20 protein-coding genes are annotated in these 25,763 nt (G+C 67.4%); 2 read left to right on the plus strand and 18 right to left on the minus strand.

What is annotated here, in order from left to right; genetic code table 11:
- Positions 1-154 precede the first annotated feature (154 nt).
- From OU994_RS22965 to OU994_RS22980, 4 genes are read right to left on the minus strand one after another with little or no spacing between them, the layout of a single operon-like run.
- Entirely contained in the window at positions 155-1,123 is a 969-nt protein-coding gene (locus OU994_RS22965; protein WP_281607841.1) for an N-acetylglucosamine kinase, read from the minus strand.
- Positions 1,107-2,303 (minus strand): SIS domain-containing protein, encoded by a 1,197-nt coding sequence (locus OU994_RS22970; RefSeq protein WP_281607842.1) that lies wholly within the window; start codon positions 2,301-2,303, stop codon positions 1,107-1,109. The genes OU994_RS22965 and OU994_RS22970 overlap by 17 nt, the downstream gene beginning before the upstream one ends.
- On the minus strand, positions 2,297-3,676 hold the full coding sequence (locus OU994_RS22975; protein ID WP_281607843.1) for a D-tagatose-bisphosphate aldolase, class II, non-catalytic subunit: 1,380 nt from the start codon (positions 3,674-3,676) through the stop codon (positions 2,297-2,299). The genes OU994_RS22970 and OU994_RS22975 overlap by 7 nt, the downstream gene beginning before the upstream one ends.
- 2 nt (positions 3,677-3,678) lie before the next feature.
- Positions 3,679-4,611, minus strand: coding sequence for a DMT family transporter (locus OU994_RS22980; RefSeq protein WP_281607844.1), 933 nt, complete (start codon positions 4,609-4,611; stop codon positions 3,679-3,681).
- A 495-nt stretch (positions 4,612-5,106) separates the two neighbouring features.
- Between OU994_RS22980 and OU994_RS22985 the strand changes: the two genes are divergently transcribed.
- Together OU994_RS22985 and OU994_RS22990 are read left to right on the plus strand one after the other, a co-directional pair.
- On the plus strand, positions 5,107-7,071 hold the full coding sequence (locus tag OU994_RS22985; protein WP_281607845.1) for an NPCBM/NEW2 domain-containing protein: 1,965 nt from the start codon (positions 5,107-5,109) through the stop codon (positions 7,069-7,071).
- A 72-nt stretch (positions 7,072-7,143) separates the two neighbouring features.
- Positions 7,144-7,608: a thioesterase family protein gene (locus OU994_RS22990; RefSeq protein ID WP_281607846.1), complete on the plus strand. Its 465-nt coding sequence runs from the start codon at positions 7,144-7,146 to the stop codon at positions 7,606-7,608.
- Between the two features lie 48 nt (positions 7,609-7,656).
- Here OU994_RS22990 and OU994_RS22995 read toward each other — a convergent pair whose 3' ends face one another.
- The 14 genes from OU994_RS22995 to paoC all read right to left on the minus strand — a co-directional run bounded on the left by OU994_RS22995 (position 7,657) and on the right by paoC (position 25,705).
- Positions 7,657-8,979 (minus strand): sugar porter family MFS transporter, encoded by a 1,323-nt coding sequence (locus OU994_RS22995; protein ID WP_281607847.1) that lies wholly within the window; start codon positions 8,977-8,979, stop codon positions 7,657-7,659.
- Complete coding sequence (locus OU994_RS23000; RefSeq protein WP_281607848.1) at positions 8,976-10,622, minus strand: glycoside hydrolase family 32 protein; 1,647 nt, start codon at positions 10,620-10,622, stop codon at positions 8,976-8,978. Before OU994_RS23000 ends, OU994_RS22995 begins: the two co-directional genes overlap by 4 nt.
- Before the next feature lie 93 nt (positions 10,623-10,715).
- Positions 10,716-13,598, minus strand: a complete 2,883-nt coding sequence (locus OU994_RS23005) for a TonB-dependent receptor (protein ID WP_281607849.1) — start codon at positions 13,596-13,598, stop codon at positions 10,716-10,718.
- A gap of 341 nt (positions 13,599-13,939) precedes the next feature.
- Complete coding sequence (locus OU994_RS23010; protein WP_281607850.1) at positions 13,940-15,028, minus strand: ABC transporter ATP-binding protein; 1,089 nt, start codon at positions 15,026-15,028, stop codon at positions 13,940-13,942.
- Positions 15,029-15,163: 135 nt separating this feature from the next.
- Positions 15,164-16,126 (minus strand): family 43 glycosylhydrolase, encoded by a 963-nt coding sequence (locus OU994_RS23015; protein WP_281607851.1) that lies wholly within the window; start codon positions 16,124-16,126, stop codon positions 15,164-15,166.
- 19 nt (positions 16,127-16,145) lie between these two features.
- Positions 16,146-17,030, minus strand: a complete 885-nt coding sequence (locus OU994_RS23020; RefSeq protein WP_281607852.1) for a carbohydrate ABC transporter permease — start codon at positions 17,028-17,030, stop codon at positions 16,146-16,148.
- Positions 17,027-18,082, minus strand: a complete 1,056-nt coding sequence (locus tag OU994_RS23025; RefSeq protein WP_281607853.1) for a carbohydrate ABC transporter permease — start codon at positions 18,080-18,082, stop codon at positions 17,027-17,029. The genes OU994_RS23020 and OU994_RS23025 overlap by 4 nt, the downstream gene beginning before the upstream one ends.
- On the minus strand, positions 18,079-19,374 hold the full coding sequence (locus tag OU994_RS23030) for an extracellular solute-binding protein (RefSeq protein ID WP_281607854.1): 1,296 nt from the start codon (positions 19,372-19,374) through the stop codon (positions 18,079-18,081). The genes OU994_RS23025 and OU994_RS23030 overlap by 4 nt, the downstream gene beginning before the upstream one ends.
- Before the next feature lie 20 nt (positions 19,375-19,394).
- Complete coding sequence (locus OU994_RS23035) at positions 19,395-20,417, minus strand: LacI family DNA-binding transcriptional regulator (protein ID WP_281607855.1); 1,023 nt, start codon at positions 20,415-20,417, stop codon at positions 19,395-19,397.
- Positions 20,418-20,737: 320 nt separating this feature from the next.
- Positions 20,738-21,697: a xanthine dehydrogenase family protein subunit M gene (locus OU994_RS23040; protein ID WP_281607856.1), complete on the minus strand. Its 960-nt coding sequence runs from the start codon at positions 21,695-21,697 to the stop codon at positions 20,738-20,740.
- Positions 21,694-22,353 (minus strand): aldehyde dehydrogenase iron-sulfur subunit PaoA, encoded by a 660-nt coding sequence (gene paoA, locus OU994_RS23045; protein ID WP_281607857.1) that lies wholly within the window; start codon positions 22,351-22,353, stop codon positions 21,694-21,696. The genes OU994_RS23040 and paoA overlap by 4 nt, the downstream gene beginning before the upstream one ends.
- A 71-nt stretch (positions 22,354-22,424) precedes the next feature.
- Positions 22,425-22,883: a carboxymuconolactone decarboxylase family protein gene (locus tag OU994_RS23050; RefSeq protein ID WP_281607858.1), complete on the minus strand. Its 459-nt coding sequence runs from the start codon at positions 22,881-22,883 to the stop codon at positions 22,425-22,427.
- Positions 22,884-22,909: 26 nt separating this feature from the next.
- A complete protein-coding gene (locus OU994_RS23055) occupies positions 22,910-23,398 on the minus strand; it encodes a cupin domain-containing protein (protein ID WP_373922481.1) in 489 nt (162 codons plus the stop codon).
- Positions 23,399-23,497: 99 nt separating this feature from the next.
- Positions 23,498-25,705, minus strand: coding sequence for an aldehyde oxidoreductase molybdenum-binding subunit PaoC (gene paoC, locus OU994_RS23060; protein WP_281607859.1), 2,208 nt, complete (start codon positions 25,703-25,705; stop codon positions 23,498-23,500).
- Between the last annotated feature and the right edge of the window lie 58 nt (positions 25,706-25,763).

Here is a 25,763-nt window from a genome sequence, read left to right on the forward strand (position 1 = left end):
GGTCGGACGAAGAGTGTCAGTAGAAGAGCAGCTTACCAGATTGAGACTGTTTATCAGATCGGGGCTGTTTATTGGATTGCAGGGCCGGCACCACACCGCGCCGGGCGCCGCCGTGGCGTCGCCCGTGCAGCCGGCCCTGGTGCCCGGCGGCTTGTCACTGCGCGCCCGCCAGCCGTTCCAGCGCGGCGGGATCGAGCGGCGTGCCGGCGTTCAGCGCCGCATACAGCGCGGCACCGAGCACCGGCGGCAGGCGTGGCGCCACCAGGCGATACGGGCCCGCGCCGCTGCCGGTCAGCGCCCGCGCGAACGGCGCGCGCAGCGGCCCTTCCGCGCCGAACAGGCCGCCGGAATAGGACACCGCCACTTCCGTACCGGGGCCGGCGCCGAGCTGGCGCCGTACCGCATCGACCAGCGCGGCCACCTCCACGGCGGCCGACTCGAGGATCGTGGCCGCCTGGAAGTCGCCCTGCGCGGCCGCTTCGGAGACGAGCCGCGACAGCGCGGCCACCTTGCTGCGCTCCCCTTTCAGCTCGCCGTAGACCACCTGGCACAGGTCGAGATCGTCGCGCAGCGCCAGGCGCGTGCGCATCAGCGCATGCAGCGGCCCGCGTGGCGCGCGGCCATCGCTCATGCGCGAGAACAGCGCCAGCCCGGCGCGGGCGATCCAGTAGGCCGAGCCTTCGTCGCTGAACAGCTCGCCCCAGCCGCCGGCCCGCGCGCGCTGCCCGTTGAATTCGCCATACGCCATCGAACCGGTGCCGGCGATGACGCTGATGCCATCGGCGCAGGCCAGCGATCCGGCCCAGCTGCACACCATGTCGTTGCCGCACAGGTAGCGCCCGTGGCCCAGTACGGCGCGCGGCAGCGCATCGAGCTGCGGCTGCACGGCGCGGTCCTCGCCGTACGCCGGCAAGCCGAAGAAGGCGAATGCCACATCGCCCGCGGTGACGCCGGCACTGGCGAACAGCGCCGCGCAGCCGCGCGCCAGCACGGCCGCGGCACCGTCCATGCCCACTTCGAGGTAGTAGGCGCTGCTCTCCTCGTGGCGCGCGAGGACGTGCCCGTGCCGGTCCACCAGCGCGAACGCCGTCTTGGTACCGCCGCCGTCAACCCCGAGGAACATGGCCGTCTCCCGTCAGCGGATAGATGGTGACACCGCGCACCACGCGGTTGACGGTGCCCGACACGCTCGGCGTATCCGGGCGCAGGCCCAGCGCCAGTGACTGCAGCAGCGCGAAGGCCTGGCAGAACAGGATGTACGGCAGCGCCAGTGCCAGGTCGGCGGCCAGCCCGGCGCCGTGCAGCGTGACGCAATCGCCGCCCAGTTCCGGTTCGTCGCGCCCGCTCAGCGCCAGCACGCGGCCGGCGCGGCCATCGTTGCGCAGCTCGCGCAGCAGGTCCAGGTCGTAGCGGCGCGCCTGGGCGTCGTTCGACAGCAGCACCACCACGAGGGTGTCGGCATCGACGATGGTCTTGGGGCCGTGGCGGAAGCCCAGCGGAGAATCGAACAATGCGACCACCTGGCCGTCCGTCAGTTCCAGCAGCTTGAGCGAGGCTTCGCGGGCCAGCCCGCGCAAGGCGTTGCTGCCGAGGTAGACCACGCGGCGGAAGCGGCGCTCCACCAATTCTTCCAGCAGCGGCACCATCGTGTCCAGCACGCGCGCTGCCGCGGCCGATGGCTCGGCGGTGGCACCAGGCGGCAGCACGCCGAACGCACTGGCGGCAGCCAGCAGCATCGACGTGAAACTGGTGGTCATCGCGAAGCCGAGGTCGTGCGTGGCGTCCGGCAGCAGGATCGAATAGACGTTGGCGCGGCCTTGCGCCATCTGGCACAAGGCGCCGTCGGCATTGCAGGTGATCACCAGGTGATAGACCTCGTCGACCAGCTGGTCGGCCAGCGCGACTGCGGCCACGCTTTCCGGGCTGCTGCCCGAGCGGCCGAACGACACCAGCAGCGTCGGTACCTTCGGCTGCAGGAACTGCTGCGGGCCGGAGACCAGGTCGGTGGTCGGCACGGCTTCGGCGCGCCAGCCGCCGCCCAGCATGGCCGGCGCCAGGCATTCGCCGATGAAGGCCGAGGTGCCGGCGCCGGTGAGCACGATGCGCAGGTCGCCGCGCGCCAGCAGCGGGCCGAGGAACGCGTCCAGCGCGTCGCGCTGGCCCGTGACCAGCGCCTCGATCTCGGGCCAGATGGCGGGTTGCTGCGCGATTTCCCGCGCGGTGAGGCCGGCGCCGGCGGCATCGAGCCGCTCCGCGCCGATGCCGAGGATCTGCGTGTTCTTGTTGCTGTCTGCGACTAGCATGCTTCCAACTCCCTTGTTGCGGCGCCTGGCGGGCAGGCGTCCTTGTTACCGGCGTCCCTGTTACAAGCTTCCCTGTTACAAGCTTCCCTGTTACAAGCGTCCATATACTGGCGCAGCACCCTGGCCACGCCCTCTTTCAGCAATTCCACCGGGCGATTGCGTACCCGCCCCTCGCGCACCGCTTCGTACTGGGCCGGCAGGTACTGGCTCAGCAGCGTGAGCGGCGGCGCGTCCCGTTCCAGGCTTTCCAGCAGGCGCGCCTGCGCCGCCTGGATGGCCGGATGCGGCCAGTAGTAGCGGATCCGGTCGCTCAGGCTGTACTGCTGGTCGAAGCGCGCGCGGCGCGGATCGCGCGGGTCGTCGCTGTAGTACTTGCGCCAGTATTCCGGCTCGGCGCGCATCACTTCCAGCACCGTGTCCTTGAAGCCCGACCCCTTGCCGTCGCCGGCCATCGCCGCTTCGATATCGGCCAGCGCCCACAGCGTTTCGCGCAACGCAAAGGTGGCGCCGGGGCCGACCTTCAGGATCGCGAAATGGCCGGCCACCAGCGCGGCCAGGTTGGCCGGCGTCTGGTAGTCGGTCGAATGGGCTTCATAGACCAGCGTGGGCACATCCTCGATCATGCGGCTGAGGTCCACCGCGCGCTCGGGACGGAAGTCGATCACCTTGTGGTGGTCGAACTCGACGCCGGGCTGCACCACCAGTCCGATCACGCGCGGCCAAGCCGCATCGAGCCCCGCGGCGACAAACGCACTGCGGTGCGCGGCGATCGTCTGCGCCGCCGCCTCGGGCGTCGTCACGCTCAGTTCCGCCAGGTCCTCGTGCGCGCCGCCGGGCACCGGTACCTCGGTGCCGACCACGTAGACGGGCGCCTCGCCGCCAGCGGCCTGCCATGCCCGTTCGGCGACGGCGCACAGCCGCGCGGCACGCGCGGCCACCACGTCGTCCTGCAGCGGCACCGGGTCGCCGGCGCACGACATCGAGCAATCCAGGTGGATCTTGCGGAATCCCGCGGTGACGTACTGCTCGATCAGCACTTCGGCCTTCGCCAGGGCGGCATCGGCGCTCTCGCCTTGCCAGGCATTCGGCCCCAGGTGGTCGCCGCCGAGCAGCACGCGCTCGCGCGCCAGGCCGACGCGGTCGGCGATGCCGTGCACGAAATCGCGGAAAGCTGCCGGCGTCATGCCGGTATAGCCGCCATCCTGGTTCACCTGGTTCGACGTGGCCTCGATCAGCACCGGCTGATCCGGCCCCGCCGCTGCCGCCACTTCCATCGCCGCCTCGATCACCAGCGGATGCGCCGAGCACACCGCGTGGATGCCGACCGGCTCGCCGGCCTTGTGGCGGCGCACCAGATTCAACATGTATTCCATTGTCAGACTCCTTCGGTTGATTCGGGGGGCGCGGCGCCGTCGTCCGCCTGCAGCGCGAGGAACAGCGCGGCCGCCAGCGACAGGCCGATGCCGGCCAGCCGGTAGCCGCCCGGTACCGTGCCGGCCAGCGCCATCGCGATGACAGTGGTCAGCAGCGGCGCGCCGGCGTTCACCAGCGGCGACACCGTCAGCGCCTTGCCGTGCCGGAAGGCATACACCAGCGTCAGCGCACCGACCGCGTTCAGGACCTGCGTGGCGGCGGCCAGCCACGGACCGGACAGGCCGTAGTTGATCGGCTGCGAAAAATCGGTCATCGCCAGCGCCACCGGAATGCACAGCAGCGCACTCGCGGTCATGTAGAAGAAGATGCTCCCGGCATCCATGCGCGCATTGGCCAGCTTGATGAAGTAGGCCTGCAGGCCCCATGCCACCAGCACCGCCAGCGCCAGCACGAACCACAATCCATACTGCTGCGGCGCGCCGGCCGGGTTGAAGTCGAACAGCGGCAGCGCGCAAATGGCCAGCACGATGCCGGCCAGGCCCATGCGGCCGGTGCGTTCGTGCAGGAACAGGAACGACAGCACGATCGTGATGACCGGCGAAAGGGAAATCAGCGGGAAGATCAGGTAGGCCGGCCCGGCCTTTACCGCGTAGAACAGCACCATCTGCCCGCCGGCGCCGAGCAGGCCGATGGCGAGGCCGTAGGCCAGCGCGGTGCGGTCGCGGCGCACTTTCCAGCCCGAGCGCGCCAGCACGAACAGCGCCGGCGGCACCATGGTCAGCGCCCACACCACGTACACCAGCGTCTCGGGGAAGCCGTGCTGGGTGGGCAGACCGGCAAACGCGCCCCACACGCCCCACAGCAGCGCGGTCGCCAGCGCGTAGCCGAGCCAGCGCGGCCGGCGCGCAGCCGTGGCGCCTCGTTCATGCGGCATCGCGGTCGTCTCCATGGCGGTCGTCGTCTCCGCGGCGGTCGTTGTCTCCAGGCGGCCCATCAGAACGTCACGCTCGCTGGCACAACGCTGACTGGAGCCGTGGCGTCCTGAGGTGCAATGCTGCTGCTTGTCATTCCGGTTTTCCCCTCGATCATGGCGCGGTCGTTGTGGATGTTGCGTTGCAGTTTGCGTTACGAACAGTTTCGATCGTAATTAATTATCGAACGAAATGCAAAGAACTTTCATTTTATTTTCGTTTGCTGGCTTTTTTCTGCCACAGGACGCATCTTCTCTTTTCGAATTCTTTCGCTTATCATCCGCAACCAGGACTTCGGCCCCTTGCGAAGTCCCGCCTTCCTTGCCCTGTCATCCGCCCGCGTACCCGCACTTTCGAATTGTCCCGGCTTGCCAGCGAGAAGATCGCAAGCATCGAAAGCGCCGGCGGACGCGGCACCGGCGATCGAAGCGACCTTTCACGACAAACAGGAGATACGCATGCAAGACCGCTGGTCCAGGATGAGCAAACAACGACAAGGTACCTTCCTCCGCAGCGTTGTCGTTGCAGCGGCCGCCTTGCTGGCCACGCAGGCGCATGGGAGTCCGTCGGCAGATCCGCTGGCCCCGGCAGGTCGATGGGAAGGCAACATGCGCGGCAGCGCCAGCACGCCGCCGATGGGCTGGAACAGCTGGAATGCGTTCCGGACCGAAGTCGACGAAGACAAGGTGATGGGCGCCGCGCGGGTGCTGGTCGACAGCGGGCTCGCGAAACTCGGCTACACGCAGGTCAACCTCGACGACGGCTGGTGGCTGAAGCGCCGCACCGGCGATGGCCGCCTGCAGATCCGCACCGGCATCTTCCCCTCGGCGGCTACCGGCGGGCCGGACGGCACCAGCTTCAAGCCCTTCACCGACAGGCTGCACGCCATGGGCCTGAAGGCCGGCATCTACACGGACATCGGCCGCAACGCCTGTTCGCAAGCCTACGACCTGCATTCGCCCAACCTGCCTCAGGGCACGACCGCCGAGCGCGAGGTGGGGCTGGACGGCCACGTCACGCAGGACATCAACCTGTATTTCAGGGAATGGGGTTTCGACTACATCAAGATCGACGCCTGCGGGCTGGCCGATTTCGTGCCGGGTTCCGAGCTGGTGAAAAAGCAGGATTACCGTGCGATGGCACCGCTGATCGAACGTAATTCGATCAACCGCACCGATATCGCGGCGGTGCGCGCCCGCTACGAAGCCGTGGCCGCGGCGCTGAAGGCGGCCCGGCCGGCCAACGACTACGTGCTGTCGATCTGCGCCTGGGGCATGGCCAATGTACGCACCTGGGGCAAGGACGTCGGCAACCTGTGGCGCACCAGCAGCGACATCACGCCAAGCTGGACCAGCATGCTGCATAACTTCGACAGCGCGGCGAAACGCCCGCTGTACGCGGGCCCCGGCCACTGGAACGATCCGGACATCCTGCACATCGGCCATGGCGACTTCGACGCCGCCCACCCGGTCGAGGTGCGTTCGCATTTCTCCTTGTGGGCGATGATCAATGCGCCGATGCTGGTCAGCTACGACCTGCGCAATGGCCCGGCAGCGTTCCTCGCGGTGCTGGGCAACGCGGACGTGGTACGCCTGAACCAGGACAAGGCGGGACACCAGGGCGTGGTGACCTACGATTCCGACGATGCGCAGATCATCGTCAAGACGCTGGGCGATGGCCAGCGCAAGGCGGTGGCGCTGTTCAACCGCGGCGCATCCCCCGCCCCGGTGACACTGCTGGCCAGGCACCTGAAGCTGTCGGACAGCGCGCCGGTGACGCTGCGCGACCTGTGGTCGAAGCAACGCGTGACGTTCACCGGCGAGAAGGCGTTCACGCTGGCGCCGCGCGAGACGCTGGTATTCGAGGCGACCGGCACGCGGCAGCTGGAGAACGGCGTGTACCTTTCCGAGATTCCCGGATCGATCAACGTCGCCGTCGACGGCACGCGGCAGCCGCAACCCGATCCGACCATCCACCGCATGATCGACCCCTGGTCGAATACCCGCTCGGGCGGCTCGCGGCCGCAATATGCCGGCTGGGGCGGCGCGCAGGCCGATACCACGCCATTCGGCCAGACCTTGCAGGTGGCCGGGCAGGCGTTCGACTCGGGCATCGGCATCCTGGCCAACTCGCGGCTCCAGGTGAAGAACGATGCCGGCCATGCGGTGCTGACGGCCTCGGTCGGCGTGGATGACTCGACCGAGGACACGAAGCAGCCGGTGCGCTTCCACGTGTATGGCGATGGAAAACTGCTGGCCGAAAGCCCGCCGGTGGCCTTCGGCGCCAGGGCGCATCGGTTGAGGGCGGACATCCGGGGCGTGAAAGTCATCGAGCTGGTGGTACGGGGAGCGGCATCGGACGGTGCGGCGCCTGTCGTGGCGACCTGGGGAGATGTGCAGCTGGTGCGTGCCGCAGGCCGCTGAGAAGCCAGGCAGCCCTGGCCGGGCTGCCCTCTCCGGCGGGCGCTACAATGCTGCCTTTGCCGTGGAGCCGCCGTGAACTGGGATTACCCCGAGCCGCATGTTTTTCCCGTCAGCCCCGCCGCCGGCGATATCGACGGGCTGGACCATACCAACAACGCCGTGTACGTGCGCTGGTGCGAGCAGGCCGGCTGGTCGCACTCGGTCGCGCTGGGCCTCGACCTGGGCGACTACCGCCGGCTGAACCGGGCGATGGCGATCGCCAGCGCGGCCTACGACTACCTGCTGCCGACCGGCCTGGGCGACGGGCTGCTGCTGGGCACCTGGCTGGTCGCCACGGATGGCCGCCTGACAATGGAGCGCCGCTTCCAGCTGGTGCGCGCGGCGGATGGCGCCACCGTGATGCGCGGGCGCTGGCAGCTGGTGTGCATCGAGATCGACAGCGGAAAACCAAGGCGCATGCCGCCGGAGTTCTGCGCTGCCTATTTGCCGGCGGTGGTGGGCCAGGGTGAGCAAGGGCCGGCCAAAGGGGATTCTTGAAACCGCAGGCGAGCAAGCGCCTGCGGTGACATCGAACCTGCTGCCAGGCTAGGCGACTTTTGCCGGCGCGTTCGCCATCACGCCCGCCATGTCTTCCAGCTTGACGCCGCGCGTTTCGGTGAAGTACCGCGCCACCACCACGAACTGCAGCACCATCGCGACGGCGAAGAACACGAACGGCAGCCCGCTCGATCCCGCCGCCATCAAGGGGAACACGCCGGCGATGATGGCGTCCATCAGCCAGTGGGTCGAGGCGCCGAGGCTCTGGCCGCGCGCCCGCACCTCGGTCGGAAAGATCTCGGAGATATACACCCACACGACCGCGCCCTGGGAGAAGGCGAACGAAGCGATGAACAGGATGAGCGCCCACAGCAGCAGATCGCGGCCGCTGCCGGACAGCTGGATGGCCGCGGTGGCGGAGAGCGCCGCCACCATCCCGATCGAGCCGATCAGCAGCAGCGTCCTGCGCCCCACCCGGTCGATGACCGTCAGCGCCAGCAGGGTAAAGACCAGGTTGGTGGCCCCGATCATCACCGATTGCAGGTCCGCGGACATCTTGCCGAAGCCGGCCGCGGCGAAGATATCGTTCGAGTAGTAGAGAATCGCGTTGATGCCCGACAGCTGGTTGAACGCGGCGATGGTCACGGCCAGGAGCATCGGCTTGCGGTGCCGCGCCCATGACAGGCGCGCACCGCCCGCGCGCTGGCCTTGCGCATACTGCCTCAGCTCTTCTTCCACGTCCGCCACCCCGATCTGGCGCAGCACGGCGGCCGCTTCGGCGCGCCGCCCTTTCAGCGCCAGCCAGCGCGGGCTGTTCGGAATGATGAACACCAGTGCGAACAGCAGCAGCGACGGCAGCGCGGCGACCCCGAACTTCCAGCGCCATTCGTCCGCCCCCAGCGCCAGCATGCCGACCAGGTAATTGCTCAGGTATGCCAGCAGGATGCCCAGCACGATATTGAACTGGAAGGCGCCGACCATCATGCCGCGCCGGTTCGCCGGCGCGATCTCGGCCAGGTAGATCGGCGCCAGCACCGAGGAGGCGCCGATGGCGATCCCGCCCAGCACGCGCGCGCCGACCAGCACCGCCAGGTTCGGCGCCAGCCAGCAGCCCAGCGCCGACACGACGTACAGCAGCGCGATGGCGCGCAGGCAGTCGCGCGCGCCGAAGCGGTCGCCCGGACGGCCGGCGAACAGTGCCCCCAGCAGGGTGCCCCACAGCGCGCTGGACACGGTCATGCCGAGTGCCGCCGGAGCGAGATCGAATGCGGCGGACAAGCCTTGCGTGGTACCGGCGATGACGGCCGTATCGAAGCCGAACAGCAGGCCCGCCAGGCCGCCGACCAGGATTCCCTTCAGCAGTGTGTTCATCGGCCCGCGCCCTCCGTTGCGTTGGCGGGCTTGAGCTGGACCGGCTTCATCGACCAGGCCGACAGGCCTGTCACGCCGGCCGTGCCGCCTTCGCTGAACAGGGCCATGTCTTTCGAAGTACGGCCGGGGAATACCTGGTCGGTCAGCACGGCCTCGCCCTGGCCGGCGAACACCGTCACCGATCCGCCATCGACCAGGATGCGCAACGGCAGCTGGCCGCTGCGCAGCGCCACGGGCGCATGGTGGCGCGCTGCGAAGTCCGCGTGAAAGCCGGCCTGCCCGGCGCGACTGCGGTCGAGATAGACGGTGCCCTTCTCGCGGTCGTAGCCGACCTCGGTGTACTGGCCGCCGTGCGCCCGCACGCGAATGCCGGAATAGCGGGCGCTGCCGGGCTGCAGGCGCAGCTCGATTTCCAGCGCATCACCCGCCGCGGACGAGGATTGCACCGGCAGCACGCCGGGCGCCACCTGCGCCGAGGCCAATTCGGCCACGCGCTGTGCGCGCTGGCGCTTCAGTTCCGCCAGCGGCTGCTGCACCAGCCTGATCTTGCCATCCACCGTGGCCAGGCTCAGCTCACGCGGCACCGACTGGGCGCCGCGCCAGGGCGTGGTCGGCACTTGCTGGCCGTAGAGCCAGTTGTTCATCCAGCCGACCAGAAGCCGACGCCCGTCCGGCACGCCGTTGTAGGTCACGCCGGCGTAGAAGTCGGCGCCGTAGTCGAGCCACTGGACCTGTCCGTCCGAGGCGGCGCGGTCCCAGGTGAAGCGGGTGCCGTCGAAGTCGCCCACGAAATACTGGGTGCCGGAGCCGCCAGCCGGATGGCCGGGGTTCTGGCTCATGACGAGCACCCACTTGCGGCGCGCCGGGTCGCCGTCGACCGGCAGCTCGAACAGGTCCGGGCACTCCCAGATACCGCTGACCGAACCGGCCGGGCCGAACTCGCTCATCAACTCCCATTTGAGCAGATCGCGCGAGCTGTAGAACAAGGCCTTGTGCAGGTTGGGCAGCACCGCCACCATCACCCACTTCTTCTGCGGCGCATGCCAGAACAGCTTGGGATCACGGAAGTCCCGGTATTCGGCGGCGTAGGGCGCGGGCGGCAGCTCGATCACCGGGTTACCCGGGTACTGGGTCCAGCTGCGCCCGCGGTCCAGGCTGTATGCCAGCGACTGCGCCTGGGTACCGGCCTGGATGGTCTTGCCGGCCAAGGTGCGCGCCTGGGGGAACATCGCGGTGTACAGCGCCACCATGGCCGGCTTGCCGGGCTGTCCCAGGCCGCTGGCATTGGCATGGTCGACCACCGCGCTCCCGGAGAAGAACATCTGCGTGATCGCACCCTTGGCGTCCTTCTCGACCGGCAGCGCTGGCGGCAGCTCGGACCAGTTCAGCAGGTCCGGGCTGACCGCATGGCCCCAGGACATGTCGCCCCAGGCGTTGCCGCTGGGGTTGAACTGATAGAACAGGTGGTATTCGCCGTCGTGGTACACCAGCCCGTTGGGGTCGTTCATCCAGTTGCGCTCGGGGCTGAAGGAAAGCTGGGGACGGTGATGCTCGCGGTAGACGGCATCCGGAGGCGGCGTGGCGCAGCCGCACAGCAGCAAGGCGCCCAGGCCCAGCACGGGCAAAGCGGTTTTGAAAGTCATGACAAGGATCCCTTGATAAATCACAGTGGCGAAACATGGGCGGCGCGCCGGACCGGCCGGGCGCCACCCGAAGGAAAGCAATGCGGGAGCGTCTCAGAAGCGGTAGTTGACGCTGAAGCGGATGGTGCGGCCGAACAGTGGCCGGGCCGCACCGCGGTTACGCGTGCCGTCCGGCGTCAGCAGGTCCGCGACCAGCGCATCGCCTTCGGTGAACGACAGCTGGTTCGTGACGTTGGCCACGAACAGCTGGGTCGACAGGCGCTCGTTCACCTGGTACTGCGCTCCCAGGTTCAGCATGTAATACGCCGGCAGCAGCGTCACGTTGCGGTCGGTGGAATCGGAGAAACGCGAGCCGGTGACCTGGTACTGGCCATACACGGTGAGCGGGATGCCGGTGGCATGCGACAGGTCGTACGACGGCATGAAATTGAGCATGTGCCTGGCCAGGCGGCGCGAACGCCTGCCATCCTCGCTGACCTGCTTGAACTCGTAGCCGCTGATAACGCCCTGCGCATCGCGCACACTGTCCACCACCGTGAAGCGGGCGCCGTTGATCTTGGGGTTCTGCAGCACCACGCTTCCCTTGAGTTCCAGCCCTTCGACGGCGGCCGGACGCCAGCTCAGTTCCACCTCGGCGCCGACGTTTTCCACGCCGCGCTTGTACAGCTGCGCGACCCGCGGGCAGGTCGATATCTGCGGCACCCCGCCCAGCGACACGCACTGCGGCGACTGGAAGTCGTCGTACTGGTTGATCTGGCTCCGCGGCGAGAAGTCGTTGTAGAACACCGCCACCGCCGCGCCGACGCCGCGCGTCAGGTAGCGCAGGCCCGCCTCGTACTGCTTGATCGTTTCCACCGCGTCGACTTCGATGGTGCGCCCCTCCACCACGACCGGCCGGGCCATGGCGAGGTTGTTCAGGTCTTCCACGCTTGGCAGCCGGAACGAATGCGATGCCAGCGCATACACGGCCAGGGGCTTGCCGAGGCTGTAGTTGGCGCCGATCGACCAGCCGAACGCGTGATACTTCTTGTCCAGCAGGTTGGGCTTGCCCGGGAACTGGACAGCATCGTCGGCAACGGTGTCCTCCAGGGAGCCGGGGACCACATTGGCCGGGGTCAGGTTGGTGATGACCTCGCGCTCGCGCCGGTTCGCCTTCCCGTGGACGTTCTGCCAGCGCACGCCGGCGTCCACCTTCAGCCGGCTGCCCATGGTCTCCCAGTGATCGAGCAGATAGGCGGCGCTGCCCGCGGCCTTGACGTCGCTGTTCCAGCCGAACGAGCCCGGCAGCAGTGCCGCGCCGGTGGTCAGGCTCGGGCCAACCCGGTTACCGCTGGCGTCGACCACCGCCAGGTCGACCATGCGCGCATTCTCGGCACTTTCGACGACCAGCAGCGATGACTGGAACTGCGGCGAGAACGCATAGCGGCTCTTGTACAGGCCGAACGTCATGTCGTGGGTACCGGCCAGTACAAAGGTCTTCTGCGCCTTCAGGTCGAGCGACGTGCTGTGCGCCTTGGACTGGGTCACGAACGGCAGCAGGAAATTCAGCAGCGCGTTCGGTTGCACGCGGCTGCCATCGTTGAGGTACGTGCCGACCACGCCGGTGCCCCTGGCGTAGTTCTGGAGGAAGGCGTCGCGGCTGATGCCGGCGAACTGCGCACACGGATTGACCGCCGGGACGTTGAAGTAGCCGATCAGCTTGGCGTTTTTCAGGTCGCAGGCCAGGGCCGCGTTATGCGCCGGCGAGACCACGTCGTTCTGGTAGCGCGCCGCCAGGAAGTTGGTGGCCGAAGTGGTGTCATTGCCCGTGAAGGTCGCATTGAATCCGCTGGTGCCCCAGGTATGGCGCAGGCCCGACGACAGGCGCCAGCCGTTCTGCAGTTCGTGCGACAGCTTCAAGGTCAGCATCCTGAAATTCGGATGGATGCCGTCGGCCTGGTCGATGGTGCGCTGTCCGTACTCACCCAGCATCTGGAACTTGCGGTTGTAGGGCGATGCGGTGGTGCCGTGCGCGAACGGAATGCCGAGCGGCTCGATGCTGTCCTGCTCGAGCACGGTCGGCCTGGCCGGCGTGCCGCTCTCCGTAAAGCGCGGCACCGAGATCGGCAGGTTCTGGTAGAAGGCGGTGCGGTCGTTCAGCAGCAGGGCGTCGACGCGCGCCTGGGTCTTGCGGTCATCGCTGGTCCAGACCAGGTTGCCGCGAATCTGGCCGCCCTTGTCGGCGGTGTAGCCGGTATCGCGGATGCCATCGCTCTTGCGAACGAAGCCGCCCACGGCATAGGTCAGGTTGCTGTTGATTGGACCGGACAGGTAGGCGTCGTGGCGGAAGAAGCCGTAGTCGGCGTACTCGAACTTGTAGCCGCCTTCGAGCTTGTCGCCGCCGGTGCGGGTGACGTAGTTCACGGCCGCGCCCAGGCCGTTCGAATACAGGATGCCGCCGGTGCCGCCCTTGACGACTTCGACGTTCTCGGTCATCAAGTCGGTACGGATGAACACGTCGTTGTTCATGAACGGCACTTCCGGGTCTTCGTACGCCGGCAAGCCGTCGATCAGCTGCGGCGAGAAGCGGTAGCCGCCGATCACCGGCAAGCCGCGCACGGTAATGTTGTTGCTGGCCTCGCCGGCGGTGCTGCCCTCGGCGTAGATGCCGGGAATGTTATTGAGCAGGTCGGCGGTGCTCATCGGCGCGAGCTTGAGGATCTCTTCCGAGCTGAGGGTATTGATCGAGAACGTGGCATTTTTCTTGGTGGTGACACGGGTGACGCCCGTGACGATCACCACGTTCTTCGGCTCGGTGCCCTGATTCCCCGCTTGATCCGTGCCCTGCTCCGCCGGGGCGGCGGCAAGCTGTTCGGCATTCGGCCCGGACCCAGGTTCCTGCGCGGCGGCCTGCTCCTGTGCGAACACGGCGGCCGGAAACAGGCAGATGGCCAGTGCGGCGGAACGTCCCAGATAACGTGCAATCGAATAACGCATAGATGTTGTCTCCTTCATTGTTTTTTGATGTCGCCCTGCGTGGTGGTTTCAGCGCCGGCGTTCCGCCATCCGTCCGAACCTGCCGTGTTGTTGTTTTCCGTTGTGAGCCATCCTCCATATCGAAGCGAACCAAATGTCCACCGTTGTCATCGTAGCCACGGATTCTTGATTTGTCTATCGTTGTCATTTGCCTGGACAATCATGATGTCCAACGTGCGACATTTTCGCAACGCTACCCTGTTCGAGTGGAGTGCGCAACGCCCGGCCGCGCCATGCCGGCGGCCAGGTTGAACGGCGTGCCGCCGATGCGGGCCGGCCGTTCGCCACAGGCGCCAATCAAGCTATTCCTGGCCATCGGCCGGCTGCGTAGCGTCGATGCGCGAGCCCTGTTCATCGAAGACGTGGAGTTCTCCCGCGACCGGGCCGACCGCCCAGGTGCTGTCCACGCGCGGCGGCTCGCCGCGCATCGCCACCACCAGCGGCCGGGCGATGCCGGGCACGCCGATGTGCACATGGGATTCGGCGCCCAGGCGCTCGACCAGCAATACCGTGCCGCGCAGCGGACCGTCCGGATTGGGCGCCAGGTGCTCGGGACGCAGGCCCACCGTGACCTTGCGCCCGCCCGCGCCCGCATGGGGCCATGCCAGCCGGCTTGCCGTGCCGAGTGTCACGCAACCGGCGCCCGCCACGCCATCGATCAGGTTCATCCTGGGGCTGCCGATGAAGCCGGCAACGAACACGTTGGCAGGCCGCTGGTACAGATGCATCGGGCTGCCGACCTGCTGCACGCCGCCGGGACCCAGGACCACGATTCGGTCGGCCAGCGTCATCGCCTCTACCTGGTCGTGCGTCACGTATACCTTGGTCGCCTTCAGTTTCTGGTGCAGGCGTTCTATCTCGACGCGCATTTCGGCGCGCAGGGCCGCATCCAGGTTCGACAGCGGTTCGTCGAACAGGAAGGCGCGCGGCTTTCGCACGATGGCGCGGCCGATCGCCACGCGCTGGCGCTGCCCTCCCGAGAGCTGCGGCGGGCGGCGTTCCAGCAAGTGCTCGAGCTGCAACAGCTTCGCCACCGCGCGCACCGCTGCCTGGATCTCCGCCTTCGGCGTCCTGGCCAGGCGCAGGCCGAACGCGATGTTCTCGAACACGCTCATGTGCGCATACAAGGCGTAGTTCTGGAATACCATCGACAGGCCGCGCCTGGCGGGCGGCGTTTCATTGATGCGTTCCCCATCGATGCGGATCTCGCCGCCGCTGATCTCCTCCAGTCCGGCGATCATGCGCAGCAAGGTGGACTTGCCGCAGCCGGACGGACCGACCAGCACGACGAACTCGCCGTCCTCGATGGTGAAGCTGATGCCTTGGAGGATCGGGGTATTTTCCTGTCCCGGGTATGCCTTGGCAACATCCTGGAGGACGATCGATGCCATGCCTGTCTCCTTGTTTGCAGTGAACCGCGAACGCCGGAACGGTCAGGCCGTGGTCAAGCCGGATGCTGCCATCCGCTCGTTCCAGGGCTGCATGACCGGTCTCCGCCGCGCTCTGTCAATCGTTGTCATTTCAGCTCAAGTCACCAGCGCGTAGCGGCCGTCTTCCAGCGCGAGCGCGATCGGATCGCCGATCCCGCCCACGAAGCCGCCGTCCGGGCCCGTGTCCTCGAAGGCCAGCAGGCAGTCGCTGCCGGTGACGGGGTCGGCCAGGATCTTGCCGGCATAGCGTCGGCATGGTACATCGCCATCCAGGAAGCGCTCGGCGGGACGCCATGGCCCGAGCGGATCGCCGGCCACCAGGTACGAAGTACCGGACACCCCGCCGCCGTGCTGTGCGCGCAGTGCTGGCGCCCAGTGCTCGCGGGCATTGCAGAAAGTGCAGAACCACTGGCCGCCGCGCTCGAATACCTGCGGCACTTCCAGCTGGCCGTAATGCCCGCCGTCATACACCGGCGCGGTGGCTTCCCAGGTGACCAGGTCGTCCGATACCGCATGCCCGATCACGCCGCGTTCGAACTTCCCGCCCTGCCTGCGGCGCGCGGTGAAGAACATGTGGTATTTGCCGTCGATCTTCTCGGCCAGCACGTACGGGTCGCGCAGGGCGCGGTCGTGCCAGCCGCCTTCCTCGTGTTCTTCGTAGAAGCGCTCGTCCAGGTCCAGCGCCAGGCCGTTGCCCACGCGCGTCCAGGGGCCATCGATCGATACCGCGGTGGCGTGCCCGATGCGCTGGCGCAGGCCGTTCTCGGCACGGCAGGTGCCGGTATAGAACAGGTGGTAGCAGCCTTCGGCCTTGATCACCGAACCGGTCCAGGTGGTGTAGTCGTCCCATGCGGGCGTCGCCGCCGGGCCGAACACCCTGCCCTTCACGCTCCAGTTGCGCAGGTCGGTCGAAACGGCGTGCCCGATCGATACATGCCAGTGGCGCAGGTCGGGATTGCCGATGCTCCGGTCGGCCTGCAGGAAGAACAGGTGCTGCATGCCGTCTTCGGCGTAATGCCAGAAGTCCCAGACGTATTTGTCGTCGAGTTTGAGTGCCATGTCGAGGTAGGAGTGAGGGTTAGCCTTTGATGCCGGAGCCTGCCACCGAGGCCACGAACTGCCGCTGGAATGCCAGGAACACCGCGAGTACCGGCAGGGTGATCACCGATGCGTAGGCCATGATCTGCCCCCACGAATTGGTGCGGCCGAAGAATTGCTGGATGCCTGGCTGGACCGGCCGGAACGCTTCCGACTGGATCACCATGATGGGCCACAGGTACTGGTTCCAGGCACCGACGAAGAGAATGATGGCGGCGGTGGCGATCACCGGTCCGCTGTTGGGCATGATGATGCGCAGGTAGACCGTCCAGGGGCCGGCGCCGTCCATCTTGGCGGCTTCGTCCAGCTCGGCCGGGATGTCGCGGAAGAACTGGTAGAACAGGAAGGTGCAGAACGCATTGGCGACGAACGGAATGATCTGCACGTGCAGGCTGTTGAACCAGCCGATCCGGAAGCCCGGCCCGCCCGGCCCGATGACCGGCCAGGGCAAGTGCGCCACCAGCGACAGCAGCGGTATGGCGATCACTTCGAACGGCACGATCACCAGCGCCACCACCACGCCCAGCACGACATGGCGGCCGCCCCAGCGCATGCGCGCAAGGGCGAAGGCGAGCATGCTGTTGAGGAACACGCCGGCGACCACGGTGCACGCCGCAACGATGGTCGAATTGAGCAGGAAGCGCGGCAGGTCGCTCTTCCGGAAAATGGCGCGGTAGTTGTCCAGCGACCAGCCGGGGCCGGGAACATAGGTCGACCAGTGGGCCAGGTTCTCGAATACCGCCGTGTCGCCCTTGAAGGAGGCGGCGAACATGAAGGCCAGCGGCATCGCGAAAACCAGGCCAAGGCCGGCCATGATCGCCAGCAGCAGCGCCTTGCGCAACAGGGTCCGCAGGGGTTGGTTCATCGGGCCGCTCCCTTCACGGCCAGCATGCGCTGGAGCGCCGATACGCCCAGCACGATCATGAAGAACACCAGGGCGATGGTCGAACCGTAGCCGATATCCTGCTCGTGGAAGCCCTTGCGCACCGCGTGGTACACCACGGTCGAGGTGGCATCCAGCGGACCGCCCAGCGTCATCACATCCACCTGGGTAAACAGGCCGAAGGCCAGCAGCGTGGTCGACACCAGCACGAAGACGATGGTGTTGCGCAGGCCCGGCAGCGTGACATGCACGAAGCGCTGCCAGGCGTTCGCGCCCATCAGCGTGGCGGCTTCGTACTGCTCGGGCGGAATCGACTGCAGGCCGGCCAGGAACACCAGCATCTGGAAGCCGGCGCCCTGCCAGGCCGACATCAGCGCGATCGAGGCCAGCGCCAGGCGCGGATCGCCCAGCCAGTCGGGTCCGGCGCCGGGATCGTCCATCAGCGCGCGCAGCAGCTCGTTGACCAGGCCACGGTCGGTGTTGAGGAGGAACGACCAGACGATCGACGCCACCACCATCGAGGTCACCACCGGCGCGAAGTAGACGGTGCGAAAGAACATCCGGCCGCGCAGGCGCTGGTTGACCAGGATCGCCAGCCCGAGCGCGGCACCGCACTGCAGCGGCAGCACCAGCAAGGCGAACAGGAACGTGTTGACCAGCGAACGGACAAACAGCGGATCGCGCGCGGCCAGTACGTAGCGGGTGGCGCCCAGGTCGACATGGAAGGCGGGACGGTAGCCGGCCAGTCCAGGACGCGCCTGCCGGCTCTGGCGCCAGGTCGGAAACCGCGCGCCCTCCTCTCCGGCCTGGCGCTGGCCGGCCTGCACCGTCAGCATTGTCACCGACAGCAGGCGCGCGTAGTTGTCCAGGCCGATGAAGCGTGTCGGCTCCGGGGAGACCAGCCGGTGGTTGGTGAAGGTGGCCCCCGCCGCCAGCAGCAGCGGCAGCAGGATGAAGGCGAAGAACAGCAGTATGGCTGGCGCGGCGAAGGAGCCGGCTGCCCAGATGCTGTCCCGGCCAAGCCTGGCCGTCATCGCGCCGCTCCCACCTGATTGGCTGAAGAGAAACCATAACCGTTGTTGCGCGTGATATCGTGCTCGATCGCTTCGACGGCCTCGTCCAGCGCCTCGGCCGGATCCTTCCCGGCGCGCAGGTCCGACAGGGTTTTCTCGAACACGGCCGACATCGCGGGATAGGCCGGCGTGGCGGGCCGCGGCTGCGCATAGCGTTGGGCAAACTCGAAATAGATGCGGCGCGCACCGCCTTCACGATAATGCCCGGTGAGCGCGGCCGCCTCGCGGCTGACCGGCACGTGGCCGGTGGCGCGCGACATGGCTGCCATCTCTCCGGTGCCGATCAGGTGCGCCAGCACGGCGGCGGCGCCCTCGGGATGCCGGCAATCGCGGGAGATGGCCCATTGCCACGATGCCGCGCCGATGCGCGGACCGCGGCCGAAGTCGGGTGGCGGCATCACCACCAGGTCGGATCCGAACAGGCGGTCGTAGTCGTCGGCCTTCCAGGAGCCCGTGTAGTGGAACAGCGCCCGGCCCTGTTCGAAGGCGCGCTCGTCGGCCGGATTTCGCTCGACCAGGCCTTCCGCGTACAGCGACGCGTAATAGCGCGCCACGCCAAGCGCGGACGGACCATTGAGCACCCCATCCGCCCGCAGGTAGCTGGAACGATCGATCAGGTCGGCCCCGGCGCTTTGCAGCCAGGGCAGGAACGCATAGCTCGGCCACTCGGCGCGCGAGCGGCCGTTCACGTCGAAGGGAAAGCGGGCAATCTTGCTCTGCTTGGCCTTCACCAGGATATCGTGGAACTCGCGGGCACTATAGGGCCGGTCGATGGTGGCGATGCGCACGCCCAGCGCCGCCAGTTGCGCGCGGCGCGAAAACAGCGCCAGCGTCACGTCGAACTGGCCCACGCTGTACAGCTTTCCGCGGTAGGTGCCGCGACCGCCGGGCAACAGGCGCGCCACCGCGTCGCGCGGCAGCAGCGAGTCGAGCGCGCGCACGTGACCGGCCCAGGCGAAATTGGGCACGGTGGGCTGGTCGATCGCGAGCACGCAGGGCAATTGCCTGACCATCGACGCCGCCGTGATGGCGCTGGTGTAGGTCGATTGCGGCATGGCCTCGACCACCACCTTCCATCTGTCCTGGCTGGCGTTGAAGCGCGCCACGGCGGCGCGCCCGGCGGCCATTTCGGCGTCGCCGGTATCGTGGCGCCACATGCGGATCTCGAGCGGCGCGGCGGCGCCCGGCGCGCTGTATATTGCCGTCCATGCCGCCAACGCTGCCAGCAGAGCACCCGGAGCCAGCCGGCTCATGTGCGCTCTCATTTGCGCTCTCATTTGCGCTTCGTCTTGGCTGGCCTGGTGACGGTACCGCGTTCCACGCCAAGGCACGGCACCCGCACCGTGCCCGCGACGGCGTCGCCGGAGAACGCGCAGCGCGCGGCCAGCGCACCCATCTCGCGGTACGGAAGGGACACCGTGCTCAAGCCTGGATCGAGCGCCTCCGAGATGAGACGAAAGTCGTCGAAGCCGACCACCGATACATCGTCCGGCACGCGCAATCCGCGCCGTTGCAGGATGAAGATGGCGCGCATGGCCATCTTGTCATTGCCGCACAAGATGGCGGTGGGCCGATGCGCGCTGGCGAACAGCCGGTCGATGGCGTCTTCCAGGTGGCTGAACTCGGCGTCGGGAATCGGCAGCGCGCCGTGCAGCATCCACTCTTCGCGTGGCGTGACCCCATGCTCGCGCATGGCACGCAGAAAACCCTGGAGGCGCAGCCTGGTCGCCACCATGTCATCGATCAGCTGCAGCAGGGCGATTTTCTTGTGGCCCGCCTTGAGCACCAGCTGGGCGGCCGCGTACCCGCCGCCCTCGTCGTCGGGCACGATCTGCGGAAAGCGCGCCGGGCTCTCGAAGCAGTTGACCAGCACGGTCGGTGTCGCGCCCAGGGCAGGCCCGATCGTCACGTGCGCGTGGTGCGGCGTGGCGAACATGATCGCTTCGACGCGGCGCTCGCGCATGTCGGCCACCAGCCGGCCGGCCGTGCCGGGGTGGCCGCCGGTTTCGCCGATCAGCAGCATCTTGCCGAACTCTTCGCAGACGGACTGGATGCCCTTGATGATCTCGGACGAATCGGGCGTGGTGGTCAGCTGTTCGGCGATCACCGACACCAGATCGGTCGGCCGGCCGCGCAGCATGCGCGCCGCCGCCGACGGTGCGAAGTCGAGCGCCTGCATGGCCTGCTCGATCTTCGCGCGGGTCTTGTCGGACACCGACGAGGCATCGTTGAGCACCCGCGACACCGTCTTGATCGACACCCCGGCCTTCTCGGCCACGTCATGAATTGTTGACACTTGTCTCCCATCCCGGCGGCGAACGACATTCTTGCCGCGCGTTGTCTATCGTTGTCATTTTGGGCATGGTAGAACTTATTAAGGACCTGGTCAATAAGTTCCGTGGAGACCGAGCTGGTTGGCGCTTTAAGCACTGTACCGGCCGTGCGCGAAGGCACAATCGACATCACGCGGCCAGGCACGCTGCCGGGGTTGCCGCGCATCTCATCCGAGAGGAGATGGTGAGACGCGGTCCTACAAGGATCCACCGCCCCAGCCGGCCGGCTTGCCGACAACCAGAAGGCGGTCGATCGGATTGATGGTGGCCGCGACAGTGCATTTCACGCCTTCAAGCCTCCCCGTGCTTCGGCCAATACCGCATCGATCGTGCGCTGCACGAGCACCACCTTGAACGCGTTTTCCTCGGTCGTGCGCGCTCCGGCAAGCAGCTGGTCTGTCACTGCCTTGCCGCCGCGCGGCAGAGCGTGTTCGGCGGCCGGCACGCGCCATGGCCGGTGCGCCACCCCGCCCAGGGCCACGCGGCCACTGCCATCAGGCTGCACCACTGCCGCCACCGAAATCAATGCAAAGGCATACGACGCGCGGTCCCGCACCTTGTGATAGAAGTGCTTGCCGCCGAGTGGCTTGGGCAGCGTCACCGCGGTAATCAGTTCGCCCGGCTGCAGCACGTGCTCGACATGCGGCGTATTGCCCGGCAGACGGTAAAAATCGGCAATCGGAATCGTGCGCACCTTGCCGTCCGGGTTGACGGTTTCGATCCCGGCGTCGAGCAGTTGCATGGCCACGGCCATGTCGCTCGGATGCGTCGCAATGCAGGCATCGCTCTGGCCGACGATCGCATGGCCCCGTGTAAAACCGCCGATCGCCGCGCAACCGCTGCCGGGCGCGCGCTTGTTGCATGCCATGTTGGTGTCGTAGAAGTACGGGCAGCGCGTGCGCTGGAGCAGGTTCCCGGCCGTGGTGGCCTTGTTGCGCAGCTGGGCCGAAGCACCGGCCAGCAGCGCGCGCGACAGCACGCCGTAGAACTTGCGCACGCGGATGTCCGCGGCCAGGTCCGTGTTGCGTACCAGGGCGCCAACGCGCAAGCCGCCCTCCGGCGTGGACTCGATCTGGTCGAGGCCGAGGCCATTGACGTCCACCAGGTGGGCCGGCGTCTCGATCTCGAGCTTCATCAGGTCCAGCAGGTTCGTGCCGCCGGCGATGAAGCGCGTGCCTGGCTTTTGCGCCGCGGCGGCCGCTTCGGCGGGAGTCTTTGCACGCTGGTAAGTAAATGCCTTCATGCCTTGCCCTCCGCTACCTCGGTGATCGCATCGACGATATTGGAATAGGCGCCGCAGCGGCAGATGTTGCCGCTCATGCGCTCGCGGATTTCGGCCGCCGACAGCAGTGGTCTCACGCTCAGATCGGCGCTGGCGTGGCTGGGGATGCCGCGCCGCACCTCGTCGAGTACCGCCACGGCCGAGCAGATCTGGCCCGGCGTGCAGTAGCCGCACTGGTAGCCATCGTGCTTGATGAAGGCGGCCTGCATCGGGTGCAGCTTGCCGGGCTGGCCCAGGCCTTCGATCGTCGTGACGTCGGCCCCTTCGTGCATCACCGCCAGGCTGAGGCAGGAATTGATGCGGCGGCCGTCGGCGATCACGGTGCAGGCACCGCATTGCCCCTGGTCGCAGCCCTTCTTCGTGCCGGTCAGGTGCATGTGCTCGCGCAGCAGGTCGAGCAGCGTGGTGCGCGTATCGACGTCCAGCTCGACGCGCTGGCCGTTGACGCGCAAGGCGACCTTGCTGGTCACCGGTACAGGGGTCGATACCCCCGCAGCCCCGGCGTCGGCCAATGCCTGCGCCTGGCCCGCGGCTGGCAGCACGGCCGCGGTGGCGGACAGGGCTCCCGTGATCAGCACGTCGCGGCGCGTCCGGTTGATGTCATGTGTCTGGTCCATCGGCTTGTTCCTTTGATTCGGGGATTCATGGTGTGCATCGCCATCGCGTGAAGCGGGGCGACCGGACGGCCTCACGGTTCCTTGAAGACTTCCTTGGCAATGAGGATCGCGCCGACGCCGTTTGGCCAGCCCGAGTAAAACGCTAGATGGGTGATGGCTTCCACCAGCTCCGCCTCCGTCAAGCCGTTCTGGCGCGCCAGCCGCAGGTGCGAACGAAGCTGGTCGGGCCGGTTCATCGCCACCAGCGCGCTGACGGTGACGAGGCTGCGGTCCCGCTTGGACAACCCCGGGCGTTCCCACACGTCCCCGAACAGCACCTTGTCCGTCAGGTCCGCCAGTTTCGGCGAGATGTCGCCAAACATCTGCTGCGCCCTGCTTGTTGGGGCACCAGTGGCCGTGGCCCCGGCGGGCGGTGGTTTGAGTGGCGCCGCGGGCGGTGCCAAATTCGTCTGCGCACTTGCGGGCGCAGAGACCGCGACAAGGATGGCCGTCACGGCGACGGCAAGGTTGTTTCTGGCCAGGTGGTTCATAGGGGATTCCTGTCGATGGCGATGCTTCAAGGTTGATACTGCGCGTCGCTGACCTTCTCCATCCAGTCCGTCGATTTGCCGTCCAGCGATTCGGTGATCGCGACGTGGCTCATCCCGGTAGAGGGGGTTGCACCGTGCCAGTGCTTGGCGCCCGGCGGAATCCAGACGACATCGCCGGGGCGGATTTCCTGCTGCGCCCCGCCCCATTGCTGCACGCGCCCGAAGCCGGCGGTCACGATCAGTGTCTGCCCCAGCGGATGGACATGCCATGCCGTGCGCGCACCGGGCTCGAAGGTGACGATGCCCCCGGACACGCGGCCAGGCGCAGAGGCCTGGAACGGCGAATCGACCCGCACCGCACCCGTAAAATTCTGGGCCGGTCCGGCACTGGATGGCTGGGAGCCGGCTCGCGTTACCGTCACATTCACTTGCGCTTGCACTTGCGCCTGGCCCGCAGCGAAGGCGGCGCCAAACGCACACGACAGGGTCATGGTTGCCAGGGCGGTTTTCATCATGGGTGTTCTCTTCGTATGAGCAGTGCAAAGGCCTGAGTATGGGCGCGTGCCGGCGGCAAGCAGCCATGCCGTCCACGCCATTCAGGCCACTCAGGCTATTCAGGCCATGCCTGGCAAGCGGTCCAGCAGCTTGTCCAGGGTGACGGGATAATCGCGCACGCGGATGCCTGTCGCGTTGTAGACAGCGTTGGCAATGGCGGCGGGTACGCCGCTGATCCCCAGCTCGCCGACGCCCTTGGCCTTCAACGGTCCGGCGGTGGGGTCCACCTCGTCAAGGAAGACCACTTCCTGGTGGGGGATGTCGGCATGCACGGGCACCTCATAGCCAGCCAGGTCGTGGTTGACGAAGAAGCCCAGGCGCTTGTCGACGACGAGGTCCTCCATCAGCGCCGCACCGGCTCCCATCGTCATTGCGCCGATCATCTGGCTGCGCGCCGCCAGCGGGTTCAGGATGCGCCCCGCGGCGAATACACCCAGCATCCGGCGAATGCGGATTTCACCAGTCGCCGAGTCGACGGCCACCTCGACGAAATGGGCGCCGAAGGTCTGCTGCGCAAAGCGCTTCGACAACGTGCCGTACTCCATCGCATCTTCGGCAACCAGGTCCCCGGCCACCACCGCATCGGCAAGCGGCCGGCTGGCGCCGCCGGCTCGCACGCGGCCACCGGTGAATTCAATATCGACGGCCGTCATGCCAAGGCGCTGTGCGACCAGTTCGCGCAGCTTCACGCAGGCTGCGTAGACGCCCGCGGTGCAGGATGCGGCGCCGAACTGCCCGCCCGATCCGGCGCCTTCCGGAAAACGTGAATCGCCCAGGCGCACGATCACCTTGTCCAGCGACACGCCGAGCATTTCGGCGGCCGTCTGGGCAATGATCGTGTAGCTGCCGGTGCCGATATCGGTCATGTCCGTTTCCACCGTCACCATGCCGCCGCGATCGAGCTTGACGCTGGCGGCGGACTTGATCACCGGCGCGCCGCGGATCGCCGCCGCCATGCCGGTGCCGACCAGCCAGCGCCCTTCGCGCCGCTGCGCCGGCGTGGCGCTGCGTCGCTCCCAGCCGAAGCGGGCCGCGCCGGTCTTCATGCATTCGACCAGCTGCCGTGTCGAGAACGGCCTGGCCGGATTTTCCGGATCGACCTGGGTGTCGTTCAGGATGCGGAACGCCACCGGGTCCATGCCGAGCTTTTCGGCCATCTCGTCCATCGCGATTTCCAGCGCCATCATGCCGGGGGCTTCGCCCGGCGCGCGCATGGCGCTCGCTTCCGGCAGGTCGAGGTGGGCGACGCGCAAGCGCGTCATCCGGTTCGGCCCCGCATACAGCAGCCGTGTCGGCGCGGTGGCGGTCTCGGGCCGGTCGCCCAGGTTGCCCGACCAGCTTTCATGGCCGATCGCCGAGATCTTGCCGTCCTTGCCGGCGCCGATGCGGATGCGCTGGATCGTCGCGGCGCGGTGCGTGGTGTTGTTGAACATCAGGGCACGCTGCAGCGTCACCTTGACCGGCCGGCCCAGCTGCCTGGCGGCGACGGCGGCCAGCACGGCATCCGACAGTGCCGATCCCTTGCCGCCGAAACCACCGCCGATATAAGGCGAAACGATGCGGATGTTTTCTTTCGGGATGCCGAGTGTTTTCGACATGTCGCGCACGGCCCAGCTCACCAGCTGGACGGCGGTCCACAACGTCAGCCTGTCGCCCTCCCATGCGGCGATCGTGGCATGCGGCTCCATCATCGCGTGCCCCTGGTCGGGTGTCGTGTACGTCGCATCCAGGGTCACCGGCGCGGCGGCATAGGCACGATCGAAATCGCCCACGGCGGAATCACGCGACGGGTTCGGCTGCAGGGGCTGCTGCACTGGCGCCCTGCCCTTCGCCTCCTCCAGATCGAAGCTGCCCTTCGCTCGTTCGTAACGCACCCGCACCAGCGCTGCCGCCGCGCGCGCCTGCTCGAAGGTTTCGGCGACCACGATGGCCACCGCCTGGTGGTAGTGATCCACCTCCGGCCCGGCCAGCGCCCGCGCGACATAGAAGGCGCCGACACCGAGTTTTCCTGCATTGTCGGCCGTGACGATGCCAAGCACGCCGGGTGCCGCCTTCGCGCGCGTGGGATCCATCGATGCGATGCGCCCCTTGGCAATGGCTGCCCCCACGATGTAGCCATAGGCTGCGTTGGGCGCGGCGGCATGCTGCTCGTAGGCATACGTGGCGGTACCCGTCGTTTTGAGGGGGCCATCGATCCGCTCGGTCGGCTTGCCGACCACTTTCAGGCGGTCGATCGGATTGCGGCTTGCGGGGGTGTCGAATTTCATCGGATGTCTGTCCTCTCGTCGATCATGGTCATGCCGAAGCTCTGCCGAGCCAAGCGCC

Origin of the sequence: Pseudoduganella sp. SL102 (assembly GCF_027856995.1) — a bacterium.
In the GTDB taxonomy this organism is placed as follows: domain Bacteria; phylum Pseudomonadota; class Gammaproteobacteria; order Burkholderiales; family Burkholderiaceae_D; genus Rugamonas; species Rugamonas albidiflava.